The following is a 23,725-nucleotide window of genomic DNA, read 5'->3' as shown; positions in this document are numbered from 1 at the left end:
GGCTGCTCTCCGGTCCGCTGCGGAAGAGCCGCGCTGCGCGCGTGAGCCGAGCATGGCTCGGCTCTACAGGAGGTCGGGCAGCGGGCTGCTTACCAGACCACTTCAGCCATCGAGCAGTTCAGGCCCGAGCCGATGCCCAGAAGCGCGATGCGATCGCCCTTCTTCAGCTTGCCCAGCTGCTTGAGCTTGCTCAGCACGATCGGCACCGAGGCCGGGCCGATGTTGCCGTGCTCGCCGAAGATGGTCATGACCTTCTTCGGGTCGATGCCGAAATTCTTGATGAACGCGGCCGTGTGCGGCTGGCTGACCTGGTGGATCACGAACTGGTCCAGCTCTTCCACGGCCCAGCCGAGTGCAATCTTGGCGGCGCTGAAGGTCTTCTGCGCCAGCTTGATGCCTTCGATCAGCAGCAGGCGGGTATCGGTGACCATGCGGTCCAGGTTGCCCAGGCACAGCTGGTTCCACTCGGTGGCCGAGCGGGTCACGCCGCCCTTGTAGCGCGGGGCGTCCGGCACCAGTTCCGAGCGCGCCATCACCATGGCCGCAGCACCCGAACCGGTGGTCAGCGCCGCCAGCTCGTTGCGGAAATCGTCAGCGGTGACGTCCGGGGCGGTCATGCGCTCCAGGGTCTTCTCGTACACCAGGTTGGCGGTCTCGCCATCCACCACCAGCGCGTAGTCGATATCGCCGCGCTCGATCATGCGCGCCGCGATATCCATGCCGTTGATGAAGGCCAGGCAGGCATTGGCGACGTCGAAGGTCATGCATTCGTCGCTGACGCCGAGGTTGCCGGACACGATGGAGGCCGTGGACGGCTCCAGGTAGTCACGGCTGACCGAGGTGTTGACCAGCAGGCCGACCTGGGTCGCGGTGATGCCCGCGTCTTCCAGTGCCTTGCGGCCGGCCATGGTGGCGGCGTCCGACGCCAGCACGTCGTTGTCCCACAGGCGGCGGGCATGGATGCCGGCGATATCGCCGAGCACGTCGGTGCGGATACCGAGGCGATCCAACGTCGGCTGCAGGCGTTCGTTGATTTCCTTGGTCGTCAGCGTATGCGGCGCGTCGACGTGTGCCAGGCCGGCGATCGAGACATTCTTGAAGAGCATCGAGGTTAGCGCCAAGGCTCAGGCAAAAGGGGGCGCTATTCTATAACCCCCGGGCTTTCACCGCATCTTTACGAATTCAGCCTTGCCCGTATGGTGAAGCGTTCAGCGCGGCGGGCACTGGAAGGCGGCGAAGCGCTGGCTGCCATCGGTCGGGGCCGCAGCGGCCTGCACGGCATTGGCGCCGGCGCTCGGGGCCTCGTTGCGGGCCAGGGTTTCCAGCTCTTCCTGCACCCGCAGCGGGTTGCGGTTGTAGAAGCCGACCTTGCTCTTCACGGTGACCACCACCTCGCCCTTGGCGATGCAGCCGGCGGGAACCGGGCCTGCCGGCAGCACGCGGGTCGCCTTGCCGGCCGGTTCGATCGGCACCCAGGTACAGGCGGTGACGGTGAGCAGCAGGGAGGAAAGCAGCAGAACGCGCATGGGCAGATCCTGGAAGGGTATGGGGGGATTCTGCCTGAACAGCCTGAATCGGGGGTAGCCGGGGGTGGGGTCGGATCCCCCGGTAGCGCCGGGCCATGCCCGGCGAGCGCGCAGCGCGGCCTCGCTGGCCGCCGAAAAACCGCCGGGCATGGCCCGGCGCTACCACAGGAGGCCTGCCCGCCGAGGCGGGCAGGCACATCCCTTACTTCTTGACCGGGTTGCCTTCGGCATCGATCACCGTCACCTCGCCCAGGTTCAGCGCACGCACGGCCGCTTCGGTCTGCTTGAGGTCACCCACCACCACCCAGGTCAGGGCCTGCGGCTTGATCTCGGCAGCGGCCTGCTGCACCTGCGCCGGGGTCATCGCCTCGATCTCGGCCTTGCGGCGCAGCACGTAGTCGTCCGGGCGCTTGAACTGCACGATCGAACCGATGGTCGACGCCACCGCGCTGGCGGTCTCGTAGGCACCGGGCAGGCTCAGCGTCTGGATGTTGCGGATGCGGTTCACCTCGTCGGCGGTGGCCGGCTTGCTGCCATCGGCGAACGCGGCGATTTCCTTGCGCATTTCCGCCATCGCCGGACCGGTCTTGTCGATCTGCACCGGCGCGCTGGCCATCCACGGACGCTGGCCCACCGAGTTGACCGCGCTGCTGCGTGCACCGTACGACCAGTGCTTGTCTTCACGCAGGTTCATGTTCAGGCGCGAGGTGAAGTCACCGCCGATGACGCCGTTGGCGATGTCGAAGCGGGTCGAGCTGGCAGCGCTCGAAGGCGCCACCACCTGGCCGGCGAACAGGTTGGCCTGCACCGCGCCCGGCTGGTCGATCAGGAACACGCGCGGGCCCTTCGGCAGCGCCACGTCGGTGGCCGCCTTCACCTGCGGGGCGTCGCCACTGGCCTTCCAGTCGCCCAGCTGCTTGTCCAGCAGCGGCACGATCTCGGCCAGGGTGGTGTCACCGACCACGATCAGGGTGCCGTTCTGCGGGCGCAGCCAGTCGTGGTGGAAGTCGACCAGGTCTTCGCGGGTCAGGCCATTGATCGCCGCTTCGTCACCGCTGCCGGTGAACGGAATGGCATACGGGTGGCCCTTGCCGTACAGCAGCGGCGGCAGCACGCGCATCGCCACCGCACCCGGGTTGACCTTCTCCTGCTGGATGCCGGCGATCCAGCTCGCCTTGACCCGGTCGATCTCGCCCTGCTCGAAGCGCGGCTCACGCAGCAGGTCGCGGTACAGCGCCAGCGACGGTGCCAGATTTTCCTTCAGCGCCGACAGGTCCACGCTCATCGAATCCAGGCCGGCCGAGGCATCCAGGCTGGCACCCAGTGCGTCGGCGGCATCGGCGAAGGCCAGCGAGCCGAGCTTGCCGGCGCCTTCGGTCATCAGGCTCATGGTGAAGTTGGCGGTGCCCGGCTTGCGGCCCTGGTCGGCGCTGAAGCCGCCCGGGAACTGGTAGCTGAACTGCACCACCGGAATCTCGTGGCGCTCGGCCAGGATCACCTGGGTGCCGTTCTTCAGCGTGGCGCGCTGCAGCGCCGGGAACTTCAACTGCGGGAACTCGCGGGTCTGCGGCACGCCGGCCTTGCGGTCGACCTGCTCGGGCAGGGTGCTGTACTTGGGGTCCACCGCCGGCACGTTGAACGGCTTCGGCGCCTGGCTCGGGTCTTCCTTCAGCGCCACGCGCTCACCCGGTGCGATCACCAGGGTGTGGCTGCCCGTGTCCAGCCACTGCGCGCCCAGCCGGCTCAGATCAGCAGCACTGGCCTTCTCGATGTTGGCCAGCGAGGTGCGGAAGCAGCCCGGGTCGCCGGTGAACACCGCGCACTCGGCCAGTGCATCGGCCTTGCCGCCGAAGCCACCAATGCGCTCGATGCCGCGGATGAAACCGGCGCGGGCACTGGTCTTGGCGCGCTCCAGCTCGGCCGCGGTCGGGCCCTGCTTGATCAGGCGGTCCAGTTCCTCGTCGATGATCTTCTCGACCTTGGCCGGGTCCTGGCCCTGCTTGACCGTCGCCATGATCACGAAGTTCGAACCCAGCTGCGACGTCGACAGGCCCGACGCGATGCTGTCCACCAGCTTGTCCTGGTGCTGCAGGCGCTGGCTCAGGCGCGAGGACTTGGCACCGCCCAGGACCTGCGCGAACAGTTGCAGCTGATCGACATCGGTGGTGCCGACCTGCGGCACGTTCCAGGCGCGGTAGATGCGCGCCTGCGGCACCTTGTCCGTCATCGTCTCGCGCGTGTCGGCGCTGCGCTTGGCCACGTTCACTGCCGGCTGCGCCATGGTCGGGCCGGCCGGGATGGCGCCGAAGTACTTGCCGACCTTTTCCTTGGCGGTGGCCAGGTCGATGTCGCCGGCCAGCACCAGCACCGCGTTGTTCGGGCCGTACCAAGTGCGGAACCAGGTCTTCACGTCATCCAGCGACGCCGCGTTCAGATCGTTCATCGAACCGATCACGCTGTGGTGGTACGGGTGGCCAACCGGGTACAGCGCCTTGTTGAGCTGGTCCCAGGCCTGGCCGTAGGGCTGGTTCTCGCCCTGGCGCTTCTCGTTCTGCACCACGCCACGCTGCTCGTCCAGCGCCGCCTGGTCGATCGCACCGACCAGATGGCCCATGCGGTCCGATTCCATCCACAGCGCCATGTCCAGCGCGGTGGTGGGCACGTTCTCGAAGTAGTTGGTGCGGTCGGTATTGGTGGTGCCGTTCTGGTTGGTGGCACCGACCTGCTTGAACGGCTCGAAGAATTCGCCGTCGTGGTTTTCGCTGCCCTGGAACATCAGGTGTTCAAACAGGTGCGCGAAGCCGGTACGGCCAGCCGGCTCGTCCTTGCTGCCCACGTGGTACCAGACATTGACCGCGACGATCGGCGCCTTGCGATCGGTATGCACGATCACGCGCAGGCCGTTGGGCAGGGTGAACTGCTCATACGGGATATCGACCTTGGCCGGTGCGGCCGGCTTGGCCGCCAGCGCATGGGAAGGCACAAGCGTGCCCAGGGCGGTGCTGAGGGCGACGGCCAGCAGTGCAGCGCGCGGGCGAAGGGCGAGAGACATATCCGGATCCTTGGTCACATAGGTGAACCCCGATCCTAGCCTGCGCACGGAGCGGCAGGAATCGGCCAGCAGTCACTGGGGGTGTTTGCCCCTGTGCCCCATCCGCGGCGCCGATCTGCCCTGCCTGACCCGTCACATGCGCCCGCCAGGAACGTCCGGACAGTGTCCGCGGCACATCGAATGGACAGGTGTCCGCCCACCGGACACTTTTCGATGAACATAAAATCCTTATAAATCAACAACTAAAAGTTGGCACGGGGATTGCTTGGTACTTCCTGCGCCAGGAAGGGCTTCAGACGAAAGCTGACTGAAGACTGAACAAATGCAGGAAATTGAAGATTCTCCTTGCATCCCCAGAATTGGTGTACTACCTTACTACCACACCACTGATCACCAACACTAAACAGGCCCCGTCATGAACGCCAAGACCATTGCCATCGCCATCGCCCTGATTGCCGGCACCGCGGTTGTTTCGTCGGTGCAGGCCTCCGAATCCATCAAGACGCTGTCCACCGTGCAGGTCCGCCCGGCCGCCGACCAGCTGGCCCAGCAGGCCTGGGAACAGGCCAGCGGCATCCCGACCCTGGCCACCGTGGAAGTGCGCCCGAGCGCCGACCAGCTGGCCGAGCGCAACGGCTACGTCGCCGCCCCGGTTGCGGCCGCGATGCCGATCACCACCCTGGCCTCGGTGGAAGTGCGCCCGAGCCTGGAACAGCGCGTCGCCCTGGCCGCCGAACTGGAAGCCCAGCGCTACGCCGCCACCCTGGCTGCCGCCGCCACCAACGTTGCCCACTCGGTCATCGTTAACCTGCCGGCCCTGCAGGTGCGTCCGAGCGCCGCCGACCTGCAGGCCCTGGCCACCGAAACCGCCCAGGTCCTGCTGCGCCCGTAAGCGGTGCCGCCCTGCCCAGCGCAGGGCGTGCGCCGTAAAGGCGGCCGCCGTCGCAGGTACACTGCGCCGATGAATGCCGCGCCCCAGTTCCACGTGATCCTGTTCCAACCGGAAATCCCGCCCAACACGGGCAATGTGATCCGGCTCTGTGCCAACACCGGCGCGCAGCTGCACCTGGTCGAGCCGCTCGGCTTCGCACTGGAAGACAAGCAGCTCAAGCGCGCCGGGCTGGACTACCACGAGTATTCACGCCTGCAGGTGCACCCCGACCTGGATACCGCGCTGGCGCGGATCGCACCGAAACGGTTGTTCGCCCTGAGTACGCGTGCCAGCGTCCGCTATGACAGCGTGGCCTTTGAAGACGGTGATGCATTCCTGTTCGGCCCCGAAAGCCGCGGCCTGCCGCAGGACGTGCTCGATGCCCTGCCCGATGGCCGCCGCCTGCGCCTGCCGATGCGGCCGGACAACCGCAGCCTCAATCTTTCCAACACCGTTGCCGTGGTGATGTACGAGGCCTGGCGCCAGCACGGGTTTGCCGGCGGCGCGTAACGCCGCAGACCGCTTGTGGTGGGTGCGGACCTTGGTCCGCACCGATGCCCGGTCGCGCGCTGAAGGAATGTGCCAACCAAGGTTGGCACCCACCGGAACCAGGTTTCAGAACGCGTTGATGCCGGTCAGCTCGCGGCCGATCACCAGCTGGTGCACGGTCTCGGTGCCTTCATAGGTGATCACCGATTCCAGGTTCAACGCATGCCGGATCGCCACATGCTCGGTGGTGATCCCAGCCCCACCGAGCAGATCGCGACACTCGCGGGCGATGTCGATGGCCATGCGGCAGTTGTTCCACTTGGCCAGGCTGACCTGCTGCGGCTGCAGCTGGCCGGCTTCCTTCAGCCGGCCCAGTTGCAGGGCCAGCAGCTGGGCGGTGGTGATGCGGCGGGCCATCTCGGCCAGCTTGATCTGCGCGCTCTGCGTCGCCGCCAGCGGGCGACCGAACAACACGCGCTCCTTGGCGTAGCCCAGCGCTTCGTCCAGGCAGGCAATCGCCGCGCCGATCGGGCCCCAGCTGATGCCGTAACGGGCCTGGGTCAGGCAACCCAGCGGTCCCTTCAGGCCCTTCACGTTCGGCAGGCGGTGGCTGTCGGGCACGCGCACGTCGTCGAAGAACAGCGCGCCGGTCAATGACGCGCGCAGGCTCATCTTGTGCTTGATTTCCTGCGTGGTGAAGCCGGCCATGCCCTTCTCCAGCACGAAGCCCTGGATACCGTCCTCGGTCTGCGCCCAGACGATGGCCAGATCGGCCACCGGGCCGCTGGTGATCCACATCTTGCTGCCGCTGATGCGCCAGTCACTGCCGTCGCGCACGGCGCGGGTCTTCATGCTGGCCGGATCGGAACCGCCGTGCGCTTCAGTCAGGCCGAAACAGCCGATCAGTTCGCCGCGTGCCATCGCCGGCAGCCACTGCTGGCGCTGTTCCTCGCTGCCATAGGCGTAGATCGGGTACATGCACAGCGAGCTCTGCACCGACACGAAGCTGCGCAGGCCGGAATCGCCGCGCTCCAGCTCCTGGCAGATCAGGCCGTAGCTGACCGCGCCGAGGCCACCGCCGCCGTACTCGGCCGGCAGCGTTGCACCCAGCAGGCCCAGTGACGCGATCTCCGGCACCAGTTCAGACGGAAAACGGGCCTGGTCGAAGGCATCGCCGATGATCGGCAGCACGCGCTCGTTGGTGAAGCGGGCGACACTCTCCTGCACCGCACGCTCTTCCTCGTTGAGCAGGGAACGGACATCGAACAGATCGTACGGATGCAAAGCCATGGCACTCACACGCAGTCAGGACCCGGCCATTGTCGGTCATCCGGGCAGCGCGTGCCGACCAGGGTTAGCCCCCACCAGGGCTGAGGCACTACGCTGCGCTGCAGCAATCGTGCGGTGAACGGCGTCTATCTAGCTCGATCACGCGCGTCCCGGTACCCTGACACATTCAAACAACCGTTTCGCCCGTGGCCGCACGCGCGATTCCCAGGCACCGCCGGTGGCCCCGATGCCGGCCCTACCCACGAGTCATGCAATCGATGAGCGCTGAAGCCAACGCCCTGCCCCCGCGTGAAGTAATGGAGTTCGACGTGGTGATCGTCGGCGCCGGCCCCGCCGGCCTGGCCACCGCGATCCGCCTGCGCCAGCGCGCGATCGAAGCCGGCCGCGAGCTGTCGGTGTGCGTGCTGGAAAAGGGCTCCGAACCAGGCGCCCACGTGCTGTCCGGTGCGGTGATGGACCCGCGCGCGCTGACCGAACTGTTCCCGGACTGGGCCGAGCGCGGCGCACCGCTGAAGCAGAAGGTCACCCGCGACGAATTCCTGTTCCTCAGCGAAACCGGCGCACGCAGCACGCCCAACGCGCTGCTGCCGGAGTGCTTCCACAACGAAGGCAACTACATCATCAGCCTGGGTGAAGTGACCCGCTGGCTGGCGCAGCAGGCGGAGGCGCTGGAAGTGGCCATCTTCCCCGGCTTCGCCGCCGCCGAAGTGCTGTACGGCGACAACGGTGAAGTGATCGGCGTGGCCACCGGCGACATGGGCATCGAGAAGGACGGCAGCATCGGCCCGGCTTTCGAACGCGGCATGGCGCTGCAGGCGAAGTACACGATCTTCGCCGAAGGCGCGCGCGGCCACCTCGGCCGCCAGCTGATTGCCCGCTACACGCTGGACGAAGGCAAGGACCCGCAGGCCTACGGCATCGGCATCAAGGAGCTGTGGCAGATCGACCCGGCCAAGCATGAGCCGGGCCTGGTGGTGCATGCCGCCGGCTGGCCGCTGGACAGCGATACCTACGGCGGTGCGTTCCTGTACCACGCCGACGGCGGCAAGGTCGCCATCGGCTACGTGGTCGGCCTGGACTACAAGAATCCGTGGCTGAGCCCGTTCGAGGAATTCCAGCGCTTCAAGACACATCCGTCCATCCGCAAGCACCTGGAAGGTGGCACCCGCATCGGTTACGGCGCGCGTGCGATCACCGCCGGTGGCCTGCTGTCGCTGCCGAAGACGGTGTTCCCGGGTGGCGCACTGGTCGGCTGCGAGGCCGGCTACCTCAACGCCAGCCGCATCAAGGGCAGCCACGCGGCGATCAAGACCGGCATGCTGTGCGCCGACGCCGCGTTCGACGCGCTGGCCGCCGACCGCCAGCACGATGAACTGAGCGCCTACCCGAAGGCATTCGAAGCCAGCTGGCTGTTCACCGAACTGCAGCAGGCCAAGAACTTCAAGCAGTGGTTCAAGAAGGGCCAGACCGTGGCCACGCTGATGACCGGCGTGGAGCAGTGGCTGCTGCCCAAGCTGGGCGTGCGCAATCCGCCGTGGACGCTGCACCGCACCCAGCCGGATCATGTCTGCCTGGAACCGGCGTCCAAGCACACCCGCATCGCCTACCCCAAGCCCGATGGCGTGCTGACCTTCGATCGTCTCAGCTCGGTGTTCCTGAGCAGCACCAACCACGACGAGAACCAGCCCAGCCACCTGACGCTGAAGGATCCGAGCATTCCGGTGAAGGTGAACCTGGCCGAGTACGCCGGTCCGGAAGCGCGCTACTGCCCGGCCGGCGTGTACGAGTTCGTCGGCGAAGCCGACAGCGCGCGGCTGCAGATCAACGCGCAGAACTGCGTGCACTGCAAGACCTGCGACATCAAGGACCCCACCCAGAACATCGTCTGGGTGACCCCGCAGGGCGGCGGCGGCCCGAACTATTCGGGCATGTGATTGCTCCGGGCTGCGACGGCGTGTCGCAGCCCGCCTGCCCCGCAGCGTCGCTATCCTGCCCGCCCGTGCGCGCTTTCTGCCTGCCCATCACCGTTGTCGTGGCCCTGGCGGCCACGGCCTGCCAGCGCCCGCCTGCGGCTCCGGCCACGCCGGAACAGGCGCACCAGCAGGCCATGCAGCGCGCGTTTGAACTGTGTGCCGGCTGCCACACCGTACAGCCCGGCGGCATCCACCGCTTCGGGCCGAACCTGCACGGCGTGATCGGTCGTCGCGCCGGCAGCCTGCCCGACTACGGCTACTCCGAGGGCATGCGCCGCGCCGACATCACTTGGACCGCGCAGACCCTGGATGCGTTCCTGCAGTCGCCCACCCACGTGGTGCCCGGCACGCGCATGTACAACGCTTTCCCCAGCGCCGAACGCCGCGCGCTGGTGATCGCCTACCTGCAGCAGCAGCCGGCTCAGTGAGCCAGGCGCCGCAGTTGCTGCTGCAGCCGCGCGACGAACCCCGCCACCGCCTCGAACAACGGCTCCGGATCGGTCTCGGCTGCGTCCTGCAGGCGCTCGACCAGGGCATTGGCCTGCCCGGCCAGCACCGTCGCCCCCACCGCACCCAATCCACCGGCCTGGCGATGCAGGTGCAGTGCGGCAGACATGCGGTCACCGGCCTGCACGGCGCGCCGTACGCCCGCCAGATCACCTTCGCTGGCCTGCAACAGGCTGTCGCGCAGCTGCTCGGCCACCGCGCGCGAGCCGAAGCGCCGCTGCAGGCTGTCCAGATCGGGCAGCGTCCCACCATCGTCGGCAGCGGACTCGGCCAGCTCCTCAAACGACTGTCCCTGCGCCTGCGGCAACCAGCGCAGCAGCGCGGTACGCAGCGTGGCCAGTGACAACGGCTTGGCCAGCACTTCGTCCATGCCGGCCTCGCGGCAACGACGCGCATCGTCGTCCAGCACACTGGCGGTCAGCGCCAGTACGGTCAGCCGCGGCTGGCCGTTGCGGCCCTCGCGTTCGCGCAGCAGGCGGGTGAATGCGAAGCCATCCAGCACCGGCATCCGGCAATCGGTGATGACCAGATCGAACGACTCCGACGCCAACCGATCCAGCCCCTGCTGGCCATCGCCGACCAGCACATGCGGCACGCCCAGTTGCTGCAGGCGCCAGGCCATCATCGCCTGGTTGGTCGGATGATCTTCGATCACCAGCACGCGTGCCTCGCGCAGCGCCGACGGCAGCAGCGCCGCTTGTTCCTGCTCAGCGACCAACGCTTCAACATCACCACTGCTGGCTTCCACCAGCGACAGCCGCACCTCGGCGCGGGTGCCCTCACCCAGCGTGCTGTGCAGCTCCAGCTCGCCATCCATCATCTGCACCAGGCGCTGGCAGATGCTCAGGCCCAGGCCGGTACCACCATGGTCGCGCTGGATATACGCACCGGCCTGGGTGAACGGCGCAAACAGGTGCTGCAGCTTTTCCGGTGCGATGCCGATGCCGGTGTCGGTGACGCTCAGGCACAGCGGCTGGCTGCCGTCCTCGGCGGTCGGCCCCAGCACTTCCAGCTGCAGCCGCACTTCGCCGCGCACGATGAACTTGATGGCGTTGCTGAGCAGGTTGAACACGATCTGACGCAGGCGCACACCATCCACTTCGTGCGCGGCCGCCAGCTGCGGGTCGATCTGCACGTGCAGGTCCAGCTCACGCGCACTGGCCTGCGCCGACAACAACCGGCACACGCTTTCCAGCAATGGCCGCAGCGGCTGCGGCACCGGTTCCAGGCGCAGCGCGCCGGCCTCCAGCCGCGAGTAATCGAGGATGTCGTCGAGGATCTGCCGTAGCATCTGCGCCGAATCCTCGATCACCCCCAGGATGCGCTGCTGCTCGGCATCCAGCGGCGAATGCGCCAGCACCTCCAGCATGCCCAGCACGCCACTCATCGGCGTGCGGATCTCATGGCTCATGGTTGCCAGGAAACGCGACTTCGCTTCCGCGGCCTGTTCAGCGTCGGCCTTGGCCGCAGTCAGGGCCTCGGCCTGCGCACGCGCCTCGCTGACATCCACCCAGTAACCACTCCAGGTCACCGCACCTGCTTCGGCCGCATAGGGATGGGCCTGGCTGCGCACCCAGCGCGCGCCGGTACCTTCAGGTCGCAGCCGGAATTCCAGAATGAGCGGTGCGAACTGGCGCGCCGCCTGTTCGACCGCATGCAGGATGTGCTCGCGGTCGTCTTCCTCGATGCGCTCCAGCAGGCACGTTGCATCCTGTTCGGCCTGCTGCCGGCTGATTCCGAACAACGCCTGCAGGTCACCGGCAATGAACGGGAAGCTGAGGGTTCCGTCTGCCGCACGGCGCGCCTGATAGACCACGGCGGGCAGGTTGTCGGTGACTTCGGCCAGGCGCTGTTCCAGATGACGTCGCCCGGCCACCTCGCGGCGCAGCCGCCAATGCCCGATGGCGTGCACCAGCAGCGCAGTGAGCAGCACCAGCAGCAGCGGCACGCCCCAGCGCGCCAAGCGGGTCCAGTCGAGCCCGTTGCGATATTCGACGGCCAGCCAGTCGCCGCGCAGGGCCTCGCGCTGGCGTGGGGTCATCTGCAGCAGCAGGCGGTCGAAAGTAGTGGCCAGGGCGGCATGGCGGCGCTCGACAGCCAGCACCAGCTGATCGTTGAAGCCAGCCGGTGCGGCCACCTGCAGGCGCCCCGGGAAGCGGCTGCGCAGCAGATGGTCCACCACGGCCAGATTGCCTACATAGGCATCGGCGTCGCCATTGATCAGGCGCTGCAGGGCCTGTTCCGCGCTGCGCGCCGCGATGATCCGGGCCTGCGGTGCCTGCTGCAGCACATAGCCACGCACACGCTCCGGATCGGACAGCAGCACCCGCCTGCCCTGCAGGTCGGACAGGCCCAGCAGCGCCGGGCTGTCACGCTGGCTGACGATCACGTTCGGCACGCTGATGAAGGGCTGGCTGAACACCCAGTCCGGGCCCAGGTAGCGCGAATCGGCAGGAATGCCCATTACCGCCTGCAGCTCGCCGCGGCGTGCCCTCTCGCGCACCTCGTACCAGTCATGGCTGTTTTCCACCTGCAGGTTGGCGCCGGCCTGCAGCAAACGCCGCAGGTATTCGCTGGCCAGGCCGCTGGGTCTGCCATCGTGGTCCGCGAACGACAGCGGCGCCGCGTTCGGCGCGAAGCCGATCTTCAACGGCTGCTCCAGTACCCGCTTCTCGGCCTGGCTCAGCGCCAGCTGTGCCGATGCCGACCACCGCGGAGGTGGCAGCCAGCGCTGCACCAGCGCATCGCGCTGGGCCTGGCTGGTCGCGGCCAGCGCCAGGTCCAACGCTTCGGCCAGCGGCTGCTTGCTGTTGGGAATGCCGAAGTGCAGCCGTTCGGGCGGCAGATCGCTGGGGCGCAGCAGCACGACCCCCTGCAGGTCCTCGCGGGCGATCAGTTCGGTGGCTACGTACGCATTGCCGATGTAAACGTCAGCCTTGTCGTCTCTGACCATCTCCAGCGCCGCCAGCGAGCTGTTTGCGACAAGCTGTCGTGCCCGGGGGAAGCGCGCCCGCACCTGCGGGCCGGTCAGGAAGTCCTGCTCGATCACCACCCGCAGTCCATCCAGGTCGGGGATGTCGGAGGCACGCAGGTCATCCGGGCGTCCCACCAGGGCCAGCGGCGCCTCGCCATAGGCGGCGGTATAGACCATGCAGCGGGTGCGGTCGGCACTGAGACCGACATTCATCACCACGTCGATCTCACCACGACATGCCGCATCCAGCACGGATGTCCAGTCGGAATAGCGCCTCGCCTCGACCTTCATGCCTAGCTGACGGGCGAGAAGCGACAGATAATCGGGTCCGAGGCCGACCTGCTGGCCATCACGGAGGGACTCGAACGGCGGCCAGCCACTGTCATACTGGCCCACGACGATGCTCGGATGCGCGGCAACGTACTCGCGCTGCAGCGGGGTGAGCGGCAACGGTCCAGGCACCGCCTGTGCCAGCGCCGCAGGCAACGCCAGCACGGCCAGCAGCAGGACCAGCCCGCGAACAGCCCAGCTACGCATCGGCGTCGATCTCCTAGAATCTGCCAGGAGCCGCGATGGTCGCGGCCCGGCCTGCCCGGTGGTCATACTAGAGCATGAGCTTGCGCATCATCATCGCAGACGACCACCCGGTGGTCCGTATCGGTACCCGCGCCGTCATCGAATCGAGCGGGGTTGGCCGCGTGGTCGGCGAAGCCGACAGTGCACAGGCGCTGATGGCCCTGCTTGGCAGCCAGCCCTGCGACCTGCTGGTGACCGACTACTCCATGCCCGGCAGCCCACAGGCCGACGGCTTCGCCATGATCGGCATGATCCGCCGCCGCCATCCCGACCTGCCGGTACTGATGCTCAGTGTCTCCAACAATCTGGCGATCCTGCGCATGGTGCTCGACAGCGGCGTGCTCGGCCTGGTCGACAAGAGTTCGTCGATGGACGAACTGCCGCAGGCCATCCAGTCGGTCTACCGGGGCCAGCCCTACATCAGCCGAAGCCTGCGCGAGCGGGTCGAGGCCGCCGGCAGCTGGCGCATGCGCGAGGGCGACGGCAAGCCGCTGTCGCCACGCGAAGTGGAGGTGCTGCGGCTGCTGGGCACCGGCATGACCGTGAAGGAAATCTCGCTGCAGCTGCACAAGAGCGTCAGCACCATCAGCCGGCAGAAGGGTGACGCCATGCTCAAACTGGGCCTGAAGGGCGACGCCGAGCTGTTCGATTACCTGCGCGACGGCAATATCTGAGAGCCAGATCACACAAGAAGGGCATCTGCCACCGCCCTCTTTGACCCGCCGCCGATCTGTGCCAAGATGGCCCGGCATGAGTTCTCAATGCGAGGTCGAAGGAATCGACCGGCTCATGTCCTCGCTCCCGTCCCTGGTGGATGGGGTGCGGTTTCCTGCCGGCCGTCTGGCCCGGCAACGCTGACCATGGAGAGGCGCATGCATCATTCCCCCAAGCTACGTTGGACCCTGCCGGTGCGACCCCTGCGCGCATTCGCGGCGTGCCTGCTCGTCTCTCTTTCCGCTGCCGCCTGCAGCGCCGCCGATCCGGCCCCCTCGTCCTCCCAGCCCGGCGCTCCTGCGCAGGCTGCCAATGCGCCCCGACAGGATGTTGCCCCGATGCAGACCCCCACCCCCGATGCCGCCGTCACCCCGCCCGACGCGCCGACCGTCATGTATTTCACCTACCAGATGGACGGCGATGGCGCGACCTCCTATGAGGTCCAGAACGGCAGCGTGGCGACCTTCTGGTTCGGCCACACCTTCACCCTCGATGGCACCACGTACTACACGGGTTTCTCCTGGGATACCCGCGAGCACTACGGCAAGCCGGGCGAGCAGACGCCGGCCGGTCCGGATGACCGCGCCAACCTCGCCGAGGCCACCTTCGTGCTGGCCGGCACCGACGCCAGGAAGCCATGGAAGTTCCGTGGCCAGGAATGGACCATCGGCGCACTGGGCGCGTACGACAAGGCCGACGATGTCGATACCCGGCGCAAGCCACTTGAACATCGCACCGCCGACGGCCGCCTGCTGCTGGCGGTGCCGACCCGCAGCTTCGACCGCGGCATCAGCAGCACCGGCTATGCGCTGCTGCTGTTCAACCCCAAGCGCAGCGAAGACGACGTGGACAGCAAGGTCTGGCGCTATGTCGGCTCGGTGCGCACCGGTGAGGACAACAGCGCGGCCTGCGACGAAGGCAACGTGATGCCCTGCACCGGCAGCGATGGCGAACTGGCCTTCGCTGCCGAGGGCAACGGCCTGCCGCGCCTGACCGTGACCTTCAAGGGCACCACCATCGAAGGCCCCGGCAAGAGCCGCGCCCTGGGTGCCAGCGACACCGTGCACTACACCTTCGACAGCGCGACGCAGCAGTACGTCGCGCCCTGATAGCACCCGCCACGCGCGGGTTCCCTGTTGACCGACATGTTCTTGACTCACGGATGAGTCCGGTTGGCGATTCGCGGCATGCGCCGCTCCATCAACCCCGAGGAAAACGTCATGGCACAGCATGACTACAGCAGAAAGGAAGTCCTGGACATCGTCGAGCAGGTCGCCCGGCAGAAAGGCATTCCGGTCGATGACTTCATGCGCTTCGCGCACATCGAGACGGGCGGCACCTTCAACGAGCGCGCCCACAACACCTCATCCGGCGCCAAGGGCCTGTTCCAGTTCGTGCCCGGCTCCGCGCGCCAGTACCACCTGACCGGCCACGAGTTCGACCCCACCCGCAACACCGAGGCGGCCGCGCAGATGTACCAGGACAACCTGGACTCGATGGCGCGCCGCAACGAGCGCACCGGCAACCCGTACCTGTCCGGTGGCAACACGCCCACCGGCCTGGACCTGTACCTGGCCCACCAGCAGGGCAGCGCCGGCTATGGCTCGGTGCAGACCGCCATTGCCACCGGCACCTTCGGCGTGGTGCGCAACAGCCACGGCGAAGAGATCAACATGCGCCGCAACGTGCTGAACCAGATCGGTTCCGACGCGAAGGCGCTGACCGGCCACACCCTGGCCGAGATGCGCGGCATGAACGATGGTGACCTGGCGCGGACGTTCTCCAGCTACTACATCCACAAGTACGCGGCGATCAGCATTCCAGAAAAGAACATCGAACCGCAGGCGGTGGCGCAGGGCCAGGGCCAGACCGCGGCAGCGCCCGCACAGGTCAGCGCAGCCGTAGCGGCCGGTGCTGCCACGTTGGCGGCAACCGCAACAGCCGCTGCCGCGCCGAAGCCGGGCATCGAACTGCAGGCCGCCTACGAGGCCGGCGTGAAGTACGACCACGTCAAGTACGCCATCAACATCCCGGGTCACGCGCTGTACGTGCCGGGCAAGACCGGCAAGAACGTGGAGCAGGGTTACATCGACTGTTCCGGTTGGGTCGGCACGCTGCAGAACCGGACCATGGACGAGATCAACCAGAAGGCCGGGCATGCGGTGTTCAGCAAGGCTGATCGCATCGACCTGGGCAACCTGGGTTCCGGCGGCATCGTGCGCAAGGCGTTCGACCAGTCCGGCGTGCTGCTGGACCGCGACGCGATCCTGAAGCCCGATGCGCTGAAGGAAGGCATGATCATCGGCCTGGATACGGCCAGGACCCGCCATGAGCACTGGAACGGCATCGACCACATTGTGATGGTGGTGCGCGCCCCCAACACCGACAAGCTGCTGATCAGCCAGTCCACCGGTAGCAAGGGCGTGCACACCATGCCGGTCGAGGACTACCTCAAGCAGGTGAAGGAGCACCCGAACTGGAAGCTGTACGCCTCCGATCCGCTGTCCAAGGCGCGCGACCTGCTGGAAAACCGCACCCAGTCGCACGAGCAGACACAGGGCAAGCCTGCGGCCGAGCACAAGGCCGCTGCCACCCCGCACGCCGAACTGTACAAGCAGGGTGCGCACAGCGAGGGCGTGCGCAGGGTGCAGGAGCAGCTGGGCCACCTCGGCTACGTCGGTGCCGACGGCAAGCCGCTGGTCGAGGATGGCCGCTTCGGCCGCAACACCGACGCGGCGGTGCGCCAGCTGCAGAAGGACAACGGCCTGGTGGCCGACGGCATTGTCGGGGCGAAGACTCTGGAGGCGATCAAGGACGCACGCGAACGGCCGTTGCTGAACGACGAGCGGCACCCGCGCAATCCATTGTTCATCCAGGCCAGCAAGGGTCTGGAACTGATGCCGGCAGGCACCTTCAAGGATCGCCACGCGCTGGAAAGCGCCGCTGCGGCCCTGACCAAGGAGGCGCATGCCGCCGGCCTGCAGCGCATCGACACGGTGGTGCCGAGCCCGAACGGTGAGCGCCTGTTTGCCGTGCAGGGCACGATCGGTGACCCCGCCGCCAGCCGCGTGGCGGTGGATACCCGTGCCGCCAGCGAGCAGAGCCTTGCGCTCAGCAGTGGTGCCGTGCAGGGTGCGCCCAACGTGCTGCACCAGCAGCAGGATGCCCAGCAGGAGCAGGCCCGGCAGGCACAGAAGGCGATGGGCATCTAAGCCCGCAGCGCCTTGGGAGAGAAGGGAGGGCCACGTCCGCGTGGCCTTTTCCCTTTCTGCCAGCTGAGCGGCCGAGGCCGCTTTCAGCCTCGCTTCATGCCACCTGCCGCTAGATGAATGCGCAAGCCGCACGGTGGACCAGGCAATGTTCCGGCAATGTTGGAACGCCAGCGTGGACACCACGGCAGCCGGGGCGCCCCGCGCCCTCCCTGCCCAGCGTGGCATGCACCTCACAGGAGAACGAACATGCTCAGTACTTCCGCACTCAGCTTCCGTGGTCTGGCGATGGCTCTGGCACTGGTGGCCAGTGTGGCCGTGGTCAGCGATGCCAGCGCGATGTCGAGGAAGGACAAGCGCACCCTGGTCGGCGCCGTGGTCGGTGGCGTGGCCGGCAACCTGCTCTCCAACGGCGATCCTGCCGCCACCGTGGGCGGCGCCGTGGCCGGCGGGGCGATCGGCAACCTGACGACCTCCGACCGCCGCGACCGTCGTTACTACGACAATCGCCGTTACGACGACCGCTACGATCGCCGTTACGACCGTGGCTACTACCGCAGCGGCTACTACGACCGTGGCAATGATCGTCGCTGGCAGCGCGAGCGCTACTACGACAACCGCTACTACCACGACCGCGGCCGCCATCGCGGCTGGTAAGAAGCGCGGCAGCATCACCGCAGCTGATGCACGGACGGGCGGGTCGATGACCCGCCCGTTTGCGTTGGCCGCGTGCATGGCGTTGAATGCGCAGCCTTGGATGTGACTTTCCCCACCGGGGCTGCGGCATGAATTCTTCTTCCCACCGCGTGCAGGGCCTCAACAACGACGAGGTCGCTGCCGACTGGCCACCGATCAGCGCGGCGGCCATCGCGTGGCTGCGCCGGCGTTACCCGCAGCTGGGCGAGCACAGCCAACCGCGCTGGCACAGCCCCCGACCGCTGTCGGCCGCCGCCATCGTCGACGGCGTGGACGGCGCGCTGTTCATCAAGCGCCACCACCACAGCGTGCGCAGTGCGGCCTGCCTGGAAGAAGAACACCACTTCATCGCCCATCTCGCCGCCGCCGGCGTGCCGGTAGTACAGGTGCTGCCGGCCACCAATGGCCACACTGCCGTCGAGCATGGCGAATGGACCTTCGAGCTGCATGCGGTTGGCGTCGGTGAGGACCTGTATCGCGACGCGGTGTCGTGGTCGCTGCTGACCGATATCGCGCAGGCCCGTGAAGCCGGACGCGCACTCGCACAGCTGCACCGTGCCGCAGCCAGCTACCACGCGCCCCAGCGCAGCACCCATGTGCTGGTCGCGCGCGACGATCTGATCCGCGCCGACGATCCGGTCGCGGCCATCAAGGCAGGGCTGCACGAGCGCCCCGGGCTGGCCCGCTATCTCGCGCGCATTCCGTGGGAAGCGCAGCTGCAGCGTGACGTGTTGCCGTGGCATGCCGGCCTGGCCAGGCGCCTGCGCGACGAGCCGCGGCTGTGGGCCCACAACGACTGGCATGTTTCCAACCTGCTGTGGCGCGATGGGCAGATCAGCACCGTGCTGGATTTCGGCCTGGCCTCGCCCACCAGCGCACTGTTCGACCTCGCCACCGCGATCGAGCGCAACGCGGTGGCGTGGCTGGAGCTGGAGCGCGGCATGGAGGCGGTGCGCATCGATATCGCGCTGGCCCTGCTCGACGGCTACCGCCAGGTACTGCCGCTGTCGGCGGCACGCGTGCACCTGCTGGCCGACCTGCTGCCGATGGTCCATTTCGACTTCGCACTGTCCGAAGTGGAGTACTTCGAAGGTGTCACCGGCTCGACCGCGAATGCCGACGTGGCGTGGCAGCCCTTCATGCTGGGGCACCCGGCGTGGTTCCACAGCGCGCCGGGACAGGCACTGCTGCAGGCCCTGCACGCGGCAGCCTGAAGGGCGCCGGCTCGCAAATCCGTACCATTTGTAGTGAAATGGTCACCTGAAGCGGGGGTGCCTGGATCTGCCAGGCTGAGAGAGTCCCTTGGAACCTGATCCGGTTTGCACCGGCGTAGGGAGCTTTGAGCCGCAGCCACACCCCCGTCATGGGCCGGTGCACCTGCGCGCCGTCGCTTCGTCTCCCTTGTTGTCCGAAGACGAATCGAATGAACCGCTGCCTTCGCCCCACCCTGCTCTCCCTCGCCCTCTGCGCCGCGCTGCCGCTGCACGCCAGCGAGGCCGAGGCGTCCCCTGATGCGGCTGCCAATGGCGCCGAACGCTCGCCGACCGAACTGGCAGCGGTGCGCGTGCAGGCCGGCAAACCGAAGGCCGATACCTCACGCGTGAACGCCTTCGGTGGCGGCAGCTGGAAGGACACGCCGGCCTCGGTGAACGTGCTCGAGCGCGACTACCTCGATCGCCGCCAGGTGCGTTCGCTGTCCGAGCTGGCCAGCAACGATGCCTCGCTGGGTGATGCGTATGCGCCGGTGGGCTACTACCAGAACATCGCCATCCGTGGCTTCGCGCTGGACGCCGCCACCGGCTACCGCTTCAACGGCCTGTCCATCGCCGGCGAACAGCGCCTGGCGCTGGAGAACGTGCAGTCGGTGGAGATCCTCAAGGGTGAAGCCGGCCTGGCCGCAGGCGTGATGGCGCCCGGCGGCATCATCAACTACATCGGCAAGCGCCCGGCCGAAGTGCGCACCGCCACGCTCGGTACCGATTCGGAAGGCTCGCGCTACGTCGCCGTCGATGTCGGCCACTGGATCACCCCGCGCTTCGGCCTGCGCCTGAATGCCGCGTGGGATTCCAGCAATTCCTATGTCGAGCACGCCGATGGCCGCCGCAATTTCTACTCGCTCGCGGCCGACTGGCTGATCGGCGAACGCGGCAAGCTGGAAGTGGATGCCAACTACCAGACCAGCTCGCAGCGTTCGGTGTCCGGCTACCAGCTGCTGGGCGCGCGTGACCTGCCGCGCGGCGTCGACCGCGAGCACCTGCTCGGCTACCAGCCGTGGCAGCGCCCGGTGGATATCGCCAGCACCAACATCACCGCACTGCACACCTACGACTTCAATGACGCCTGGCAGTCGCGCGTGTCGCTCGGCCACAGCCGCTCGGTGATCGATGACAACGTCGCCTTCGCCTACGGTTGCTACTACGCCACGCAGTGCGCCGACGGCAGCGTGCCGGGCAACTACTTCGCACCCAATGGCGACTACGACGTCTACGACTACCGCAGCCCGGACGACACCCGCCGCAACCAGCAGGCCCGTGCCGAGCTGCGCGGCCGTTTCGAGACCGGCAGCGTCGGCCATGAGCTGACCCTCGGTGCCGACTACTTCCGCCGCACCGTGGACAAGCGCCCCAGCGTCAACGAGTACGTCGGCACCACCAACATCCACGAGGCACCGGTGCCGGTGTTCGAGCCGTCGCCGAAGATGCCCGGCCCGTCCGCACGTCGCCTGGACAGCCGCCAGACCGCCTTCTTCGCGCTGGACCGGATCAGCTTCGGTGACGACTGGCAGTGGCTGGCCGGTGGCCGCTTCGTGCGCCTCGACGAGCGCGCCTACGACAAGCGCGGCACCCCGCAGCGCCACAGCCGCCTGTCGCGCTTCCTGCCGCAGACCGCGCTGGTGTGGAAGGCCACCGACCAGCTCAACGCCTATGCCAGTTACGTGCGCGGCATTTCGCTGGGCCAGGAAGCGCCGTTCTGGACCAGCAATGCCGACACCTTCCTGCCGTCGGTGCAGTCGCGCCAGCTGGAAGTGGGCGTGAAGTACGTACCGGTCGAGGCGTTGACCCTGGGTGCGGCCGTGTTCCGCATTTCGCAGCCGTACCAGTACGCCAGGCCGGACAACAGCGACGTGGGCTACACCTTCGTCGAGGAAGGCACCCAGACCCACACCGGCCTGGAGCTGACCGCCAACGGCCAGCTGACCGATGCATTGCAGATCGTGGCCAGTGCCAGCGTGCTGCAGGCGCGTGCGCGCGACACCGGCACGCCGGCTTATGAAGGCCATCAGCTGGTGAATGTGCCGAAGGTGCGGGCCAGCGTGCATGTGGCCTATGCGCTGCCGTTCGTGCAGGGCCTGGATGTCACTGGCGGCTGGCGTTATGCCGGTGCCAACGTCGCACGTGCCGACGGCGGCGTGCGCGCACCGGACTACTCGGTGTTCGACGCTGGTCTGCGCTTCCAGCATCGCCTGCACGAGCGTGCGGTGACCTGGAACCTGTCGGTGGACAACGTGTTCAACCGCTTCTACTGGCGCGATACCGGCAGCAGCGGCGGTGACTACTACCTGTTCCCCGGCGCACCGCGACAGGCCCGCCTGTCGGTGACGTTCGCGCTGTGAGCGGCGTGATGCTCGAGTGGACCGCCGCACTGTGCAGCATCCTTGGCGTCTGGCTGATGGCCCGGCGCCGGCTGGTGGCGTGGCCGGTGGGCCTGCTGTCGGTGACGCTGTACGGGCTGGTATTCGCCGAGGCCAAGCTGTACTCGGACACCCTGCTGCAGGTCGCCTTCGGTGGCTTCCTGGTCTACGGCTGGCTCAACTGGCGGCAGCATGCCGCCGATGAGGGCAGCATCCGCATCGTGCCGCTGGCGCGCGGCAAGCTGCTGCGCGACCTGGCCATCGGCCTGTGTGGTGGCGTGGCGCTGGGTGCGGCCATGCATACCTTCACCGATGCCGCACTGCCCTGGCTGGACGCGATGCTGACCGCGCTGAGCCTGGTCGGCCAGTGGTGGCAGGCACGCCGCCACGTGGCCTGCTGGTGGGTGTGGATCGCGGTGGACGTGGTCTATGTGGGTGCGTACCTGTTCAAGTCGCTGCACGTGACCGCCGCGCTGTACGTGTTCTTCCTCGGCCTGGCCGTGTTCGGCCTGCGCGCATGGAGCGCGGCCGCGCGTGAACCGCAGGTGGCAACGCAGTAGAGCCACGCCATGCGTGGCTGGGGGCCACCGGTAGTCGCCAACCTTGGTTGGCGTGCCTGCCGACCAAGGTCGGCATCTACCAGGCATATCCACGCATGGTGTGGATCTACTGGGTAAGCACCAGGCCCAGCCGCAGCGGCTGGCGCATGTCGGCCGGTGGCGCCGCCTGCAACGGCGCTGCCTGCAGGGTCGCGCGCAGGTCTGCGTCAACCTGGGCATCGCCCAGGCTATCGAATTCCAGCTTCGAGATGCGGCCATCCGCCGCGATCCACACGCTCACCGGCAGCGGCGTCGGTGCGTCCGGATGTGCCTGCAGCCATTCCAGCACGCGCTGCGCCTGCGGCTCCTGCTCCTGCTGCAGGCGCTGCTGCAGCTGGCCCCCCACGGCGGCGGCATAGGCCATCCAGTGCGCAGGGGCCTCCTGCGCGGACACCGCGGCGCTCCCCAGTGCCAGCGCACCGAACAACGCGGCCAGCGGCCGCCACCAGCGGCGCATGCCGGTTCTGTTCCCTGTCATGGCCATCACCTGCTCCTGCACTCGCATCCAACAGCAGATGGTCGGGGCGGTAGATGACAGGCAGATGGCGGTCGCCGCTGCCCGGCGCGATCAATCGCCCAGATCGGCCAGCACTTTGCGCGAGGGCGCGAAGAAGGTCACGCCGGTGGTGGCGGTGGAGAAATCGAGGATGCGGTCGTGCAGCGGCGCGGGATTGCCGATGAACATGCGCTCGAGCATCTTCTCGATCACCCACAGGCGGCGGGTGTAACCAATGAAATAGGTGCCGTACTCGCCACGGCCCGGGTTGGCGAACGGCATGTTGTCGCGCAGGATCTCGTGCTCGCCGTCGGCGTCTTCAATGGTGCACAGGGTCTTGTGCGACTTCTGTGCATCGGCCGGCGCATCATCCAGCTCGATGTTGTCGTGCTTGGTGCGGCCGATGATCGCTTCCTGCGCCTCGGTCTTCTGTGCGCGCCAGGCATCAAGGTTGTGCAGGTACTTCTGCACCACCACATAGCTGCCACCGGCATGTTCGGGATCTTCTTCGCCCACGATGGTGGCTTCCGGCAGCGACAGCCCTTCCGGATTGGCGGTGCCATCGACGAAATCGAGCAGATCGCGGCCATCGAAATAACGGAAGCCGGCCACGTCATCGACCGTCTCCACCGCATCGCCGAAGGCCATCAGCAGGTTGCGCTCGAACGCCACGATCAGGTCCATGGTGCGTGCGCGGATGTGATACAGCAGGTCGCCGGGCGTGGACACGGCGGTGTGGGTCGCGCCCTTGATCTCGCGGAACGGCTGCAGCTCACGCGGCGGCGTGGTGCCCACCAGCGGCTTCCACACGCGGTGACCAATGGCCACGTTGCAGGTGAAGGTGCGCTCGATCTCGCGGATGGCGGTGTTCTTGATCAGGTCATCGGTGCTGGCCAGGACCTCGCGTGCCTTCGCGATCGACGCCTCGTCGTCCTTCACCTTCAGCACCAGGAACGCCGCCGAATGGGTCAGTGGCGCAGTGATCTGCTGCGGCTCGTTGTCGAGCGTGTGGTTGAGGGCGGTGATCGGTGCGGGCTGGGAGTTCACGGCGGTTCCTGCTGG

At 67.4% G+C, this 23,725-nt stretch carries 18 protein-coding genes and 1 riboswitch; of the genes, 11 read left to right on the top strand and 7 right to left on the bottom strand.

The window, feature by feature from the left end; all coding sequences use genetic code 11:
• Positions 1-89: 89 nt before the first annotated feature.
• The 3 genes from AC5P8D_RS19745 to AC5P8D_RS19735 form a co-directional block, all read right to left on the bottom strand.
• Positions 90-1,106, bottom strand: a complete 1,017-nt coding sequence (locus tag AC5P8D_RS19745; protein WP_495203590.1) for a 3-oxoacyl-ACP synthase III — start codon at positions 1,104-1,106, stop codon at positions 90-92.
• 102 nt (positions 1,107-1,208) lie between these two features.
• Positions 1,209-1,526, bottom strand: coding sequence for a DUF4156 domain-containing protein (locus tag AC5P8D_RS19740; RefSeq protein WP_495203589.1), 318 nt, complete (start codon positions 1,524-1,526; stop codon positions 1,209-1,211).
• Between the two features lie 202 nt (positions 1,527-1,728).
• Positions 1,729-4,578, bottom strand: coding sequence for a M16 family metallopeptidase (locus AC5P8D_RS19735; RefSeq protein WP_423159261.1), 2,850 nt, complete (start codon positions 4,576-4,578; stop codon positions 1,729-1,731).
• 415 nt (positions 4,579-4,993) lie between these two features.
• Between AC5P8D_RS19735 and AC5P8D_RS19730 the strand changes: the two genes are divergently transcribed.
• Positions 4,994-5,470 (top strand): XAC0231 family protein, encoded by a 477-nt coding sequence (locus AC5P8D_RS19730; protein ID WP_126928900.1) that lies wholly within the window; start codon positions 4,994-4,996, stop codon positions 5,468-5,470.
• Positions 5,471-5,539: 69 nt separating this feature from the next.
• A complete protein-coding gene (locus AC5P8D_RS19725) occupies positions 5,540-6,019 on the top strand; it encodes a tRNA (cytidine(34)-2'-O)-methyltransferase (protein WP_005407625.1) in 480 nt (159 codons plus the stop codon).
• Between the two features lie 105 nt (positions 6,020-6,124).
• On the opposite strand, the gene AC5P8D_RS19720 is transcribed toward AC5P8D_RS19725, so the two are convergent.
• On the bottom strand, positions 6,125-7,288 hold the full coding sequence (locus AC5P8D_RS19720) for an acyl-CoA dehydrogenase family protein (protein ID WP_043400717.1): 1,164 nt from the start codon (positions 7,286-7,288) through the stop codon (positions 6,125-6,127).
• A 257-nt stretch (positions 7,289-7,545) separates the two neighbouring features.
• Between AC5P8D_RS19720 and AC5P8D_RS19715 the strand changes: the two genes are divergently transcribed.
• The gene (locus AC5P8D_RS19715; RefSeq protein ID WP_019338386.1) at positions 7,546-9,222 is read left to right on the top strand and encodes an electron transfer flavoprotein-ubiquinone oxidoreductase; all 1,677 of its coding nucleotides are present in this window, start codon (positions 7,546-7,548) and stop codon (positions 9,220-9,222) included.
• A 65-nt stretch (positions 9,223-9,287) separates the two neighbouring features.
• Positions 9,288-9,689, top strand: a complete 402-nt coding sequence (locus tag AC5P8D_RS19710; protein WP_019338385.1) for a c-type cytochrome — start codon at positions 9,288-9,290, stop codon at positions 9,687-9,689.
• Here the strand turns inward: AC5P8D_RS19710 and AC5P8D_RS19705 are convergent.
• Entirely contained in the window at positions 9,683-13,279 is a 3,597-nt protein-coding gene (locus tag AC5P8D_RS19705; protein WP_495203588.1) for an ATP-binding protein, read from the bottom strand. The two genes, AC5P8D_RS19710 and AC5P8D_RS19705, sit on opposite strands and share 7 nt — an antisense overlap.
• A gap of 74 nt (positions 13,280-13,353) precedes the next feature.
• Here AC5P8D_RS19705 and AC5P8D_RS19700 point away from each other — a divergent pair, with 74 nt between their 5' ends.
• The 7 genes from AC5P8D_RS19700 (at position 13,354) to pnuC (ending at position 22,128) form a co-directional block, all read left to right on the top strand.
• Positions 13,354-13,992 carry a response regulator gene (locus tag AC5P8D_RS19700; RefSeq protein WP_010487129.1) on the top strand — a complete coding sequence of 213 codons (639 nt, stop codon included), beginning with the start codon at positions 13,354-13,356 and terminating at the stop codon, positions 13,990-13,992.
• 378 nt (positions 13,993-14,370) lie between these two features.
• Positions 14,371-15,141, top strand: a complete 771-nt coding sequence (locus AC5P8D_RS19695) for a hypothetical protein (protein ID WP_495203587.1) — start codon at positions 14,371-14,373, stop codon at positions 15,139-15,141.
• Between the two features lie 111 nt (positions 15,142-15,252).
• Entirely contained in the window at positions 15,253-17,244 is a 1,992-nt protein-coding gene (locus AC5P8D_RS19690; RefSeq protein WP_495203586.1) for an XVIPCD domain-containing protein, read from the top strand.
• 246 nt (positions 17,245-17,490) lie between these two features.
• Positions 17,491-17,898: a glycine zipper 2TM domain-containing protein gene (locus tag AC5P8D_RS19685; protein WP_053442358.1), complete on the top strand. Its 408-nt coding sequence runs from the start codon at positions 17,491-17,493 to the stop codon at positions 17,896-17,898.
• 128 nt (positions 17,899-18,026) lie between these two features.
• A complete protein-coding gene (locus AC5P8D_RS19680; RefSeq protein ID WP_329763730.1) occupies positions 18,027-19,151 on the top strand; it encodes a phosphotransferase enzyme family protein in 1,125 nt (374 codons plus the stop codon).
• 43 nt (positions 19,152-19,194) lie between these two features.
• Positions 19,195-19,290, top strand: a riboswitch (TPP riboswitch).
• A gap of 70 nt (positions 19,291-19,360) precedes the next feature.
• On the top strand, positions 19,361-21,550 hold the full coding sequence (locus AC5P8D_RS19675) for a TonB-dependent receptor (RefSeq protein ID WP_010487135.1): 2,190 nt from the start codon (positions 19,361-19,363) through the stop codon (positions 21,548-21,550).
• A gap of 8 nt (positions 21,551-21,558) precedes the next feature.
• Positions 21,559-22,128, top strand: a complete 570-nt coding sequence (gene pnuC / locus AC5P8D_RS19670; RefSeq protein ID WP_019338380.1) for a nicotinamide riboside transporter PnuC — start codon at positions 21,559-21,561, stop codon at positions 22,126-22,128.
• A gap of 106 nt (positions 22,129-22,234) precedes the next feature.
• Here pnuC and AC5P8D_RS19665 read toward each other — a convergent pair whose 3' ends face one another.
• A complete protein-coding gene (locus tag AC5P8D_RS19665; RefSeq protein ID WP_191850430.1) occupies positions 22,235-22,651 on the bottom strand; it encodes a hypothetical protein in 417 nt (138 codons plus the stop codon).
• An 84-nt stretch (positions 22,652-22,735) separates the two neighbouring features.
• Positions 22,736-23,710, bottom strand: a complete 975-nt coding sequence (locus tag AC5P8D_RS19660; protein WP_010487139.1) for a Dyp-type peroxidase — start codon at positions 23,708-23,710, stop codon at positions 22,736-22,738.
• Between the last annotated feature and the right edge of the window lie 15 nt (positions 23,711-23,725).

The organism is Stenotrophomonas sp. YJH_SMC_101-4 (assembly GCF_059370395.1).
This window is presented reverse-complemented; position numbering and strand designations above follow the sequence as displayed.

What these genes read in the sequence shown, in the direction of transcription:
- AC5P8D_RS19675 (WP_010487135.1), top strand. Translation starts at nt 19,361, where the DNA reads ATGAACCGCTGCCTTCGCCCCACCCTGCTCTCCCTCGCCCTCTGCGCC.
- AC5P8D_RS19685 (WP_053442358.1), top strand. Translation starts at nt 17,491, where the DNA reads ATGCTCAGTACTTCCGCACTCAGCTTCCGTGGTCTGGCGATGGCTCTG.
- AC5P8D_RS19740 (WP_495203589.1), bottom strand. Translation starts at nt 1,526, where the DNA reads ATGCGCGTTCTGCTGCTTTCCTCCCTGCTGCTCACCGTCACCGCCTGT.
- AC5P8D_RS19745 (WP_495203590.1), bottom strand. Translation starts at nt 1,106, where the DNA reads ATGCTCTTCAAGAATGTCTCGATCGCCGGCCTGGCACACGTCGACGCG.
- AC5P8D_RS19700 (WP_010487129.1), top strand. Translation starts at nt 13,354, where the DNA reads ATGAGCTTGCGCATCATCATCGCAGACGACCACCCGGTGGTCCGTATC.
- AC5P8D_RS19695 (WP_495203587.1), top strand. Translation starts at nt 14,371, where the DNA reads ATGCAGACCCCCACCCCCGATGCCGCCGTCACCCCGCCCGACGCGCCG.
- AC5P8D_RS19665 (WP_191850430.1), bottom strand. Translation starts at nt 22,651, where the DNA reads ATGGCCATGACAGGGAACAGAACCGGCATGCGCCGCTGGTGGCGGCCG.
- AC5P8D_RS19680 (WP_329763730.1), top strand. Translation starts at nt 18,027, where the DNA reads ATGAATTCTTCTTCCCACCGCGTGCAGGGCCTCAACAACGACGAGGTC.
- AC5P8D_RS19735 (WP_423159261.1), bottom strand. Translation starts at nt 4,578, where the DNA reads ATGTCTCTCGCCCTTCGCCCGCGCGCTGCACTGCTGGCCGTCGCCCTC.
- AC5P8D_RS19690 (WP_495203586.1), top strand. Translation starts at nt 15,253, where the DNA reads ATGGCACAGCATGACTACAGCAGAAAGGAAGTCCTGGACATCGTCGAG.
- pnuC (WP_019338380.1), top strand. Translation starts at nt 21,559, where the DNA reads ATGCTCGAGTGGACCGCCGCACTGTGCAGCATCCTTGGCGTCTGGCTG.
- AC5P8D_RS19715 (WP_019338386.1), top strand. Translation starts at nt 7,546, where the DNA reads ATGAGCGCTGAAGCCAACGCCCTGCCCCCGCGTGAAGTAATGGAGTTC.
- AC5P8D_RS19730 (WP_126928900.1), top strand. Translation starts at nt 4,994, where the DNA reads ATGAACGCCAAGACCATTGCCATCGCCATCGCCCTGATTGCCGGCACC.
- AC5P8D_RS19725 (WP_005407625.1), top strand. Translation starts at nt 5,540, where the DNA reads ATGAATGCCGCGCCCCAGTTCCACGTGATCCTGTTCCAACCGGAAATC.
- AC5P8D_RS19705 (WP_495203588.1), bottom strand. Translation starts at nt 13,279, where the DNA reads ATGCGTAGCTGGGCTGTTCGCGGGCTGGTCCTGCTGCTGGCCGTGCTG.
- AC5P8D_RS19720 (WP_043400717.1), bottom strand. Translation starts at nt 7,288, where the DNA reads ATGGCTTTGCATCCGTACGATCTGTTCGATGTCCGTTCCCTGCTCAAC.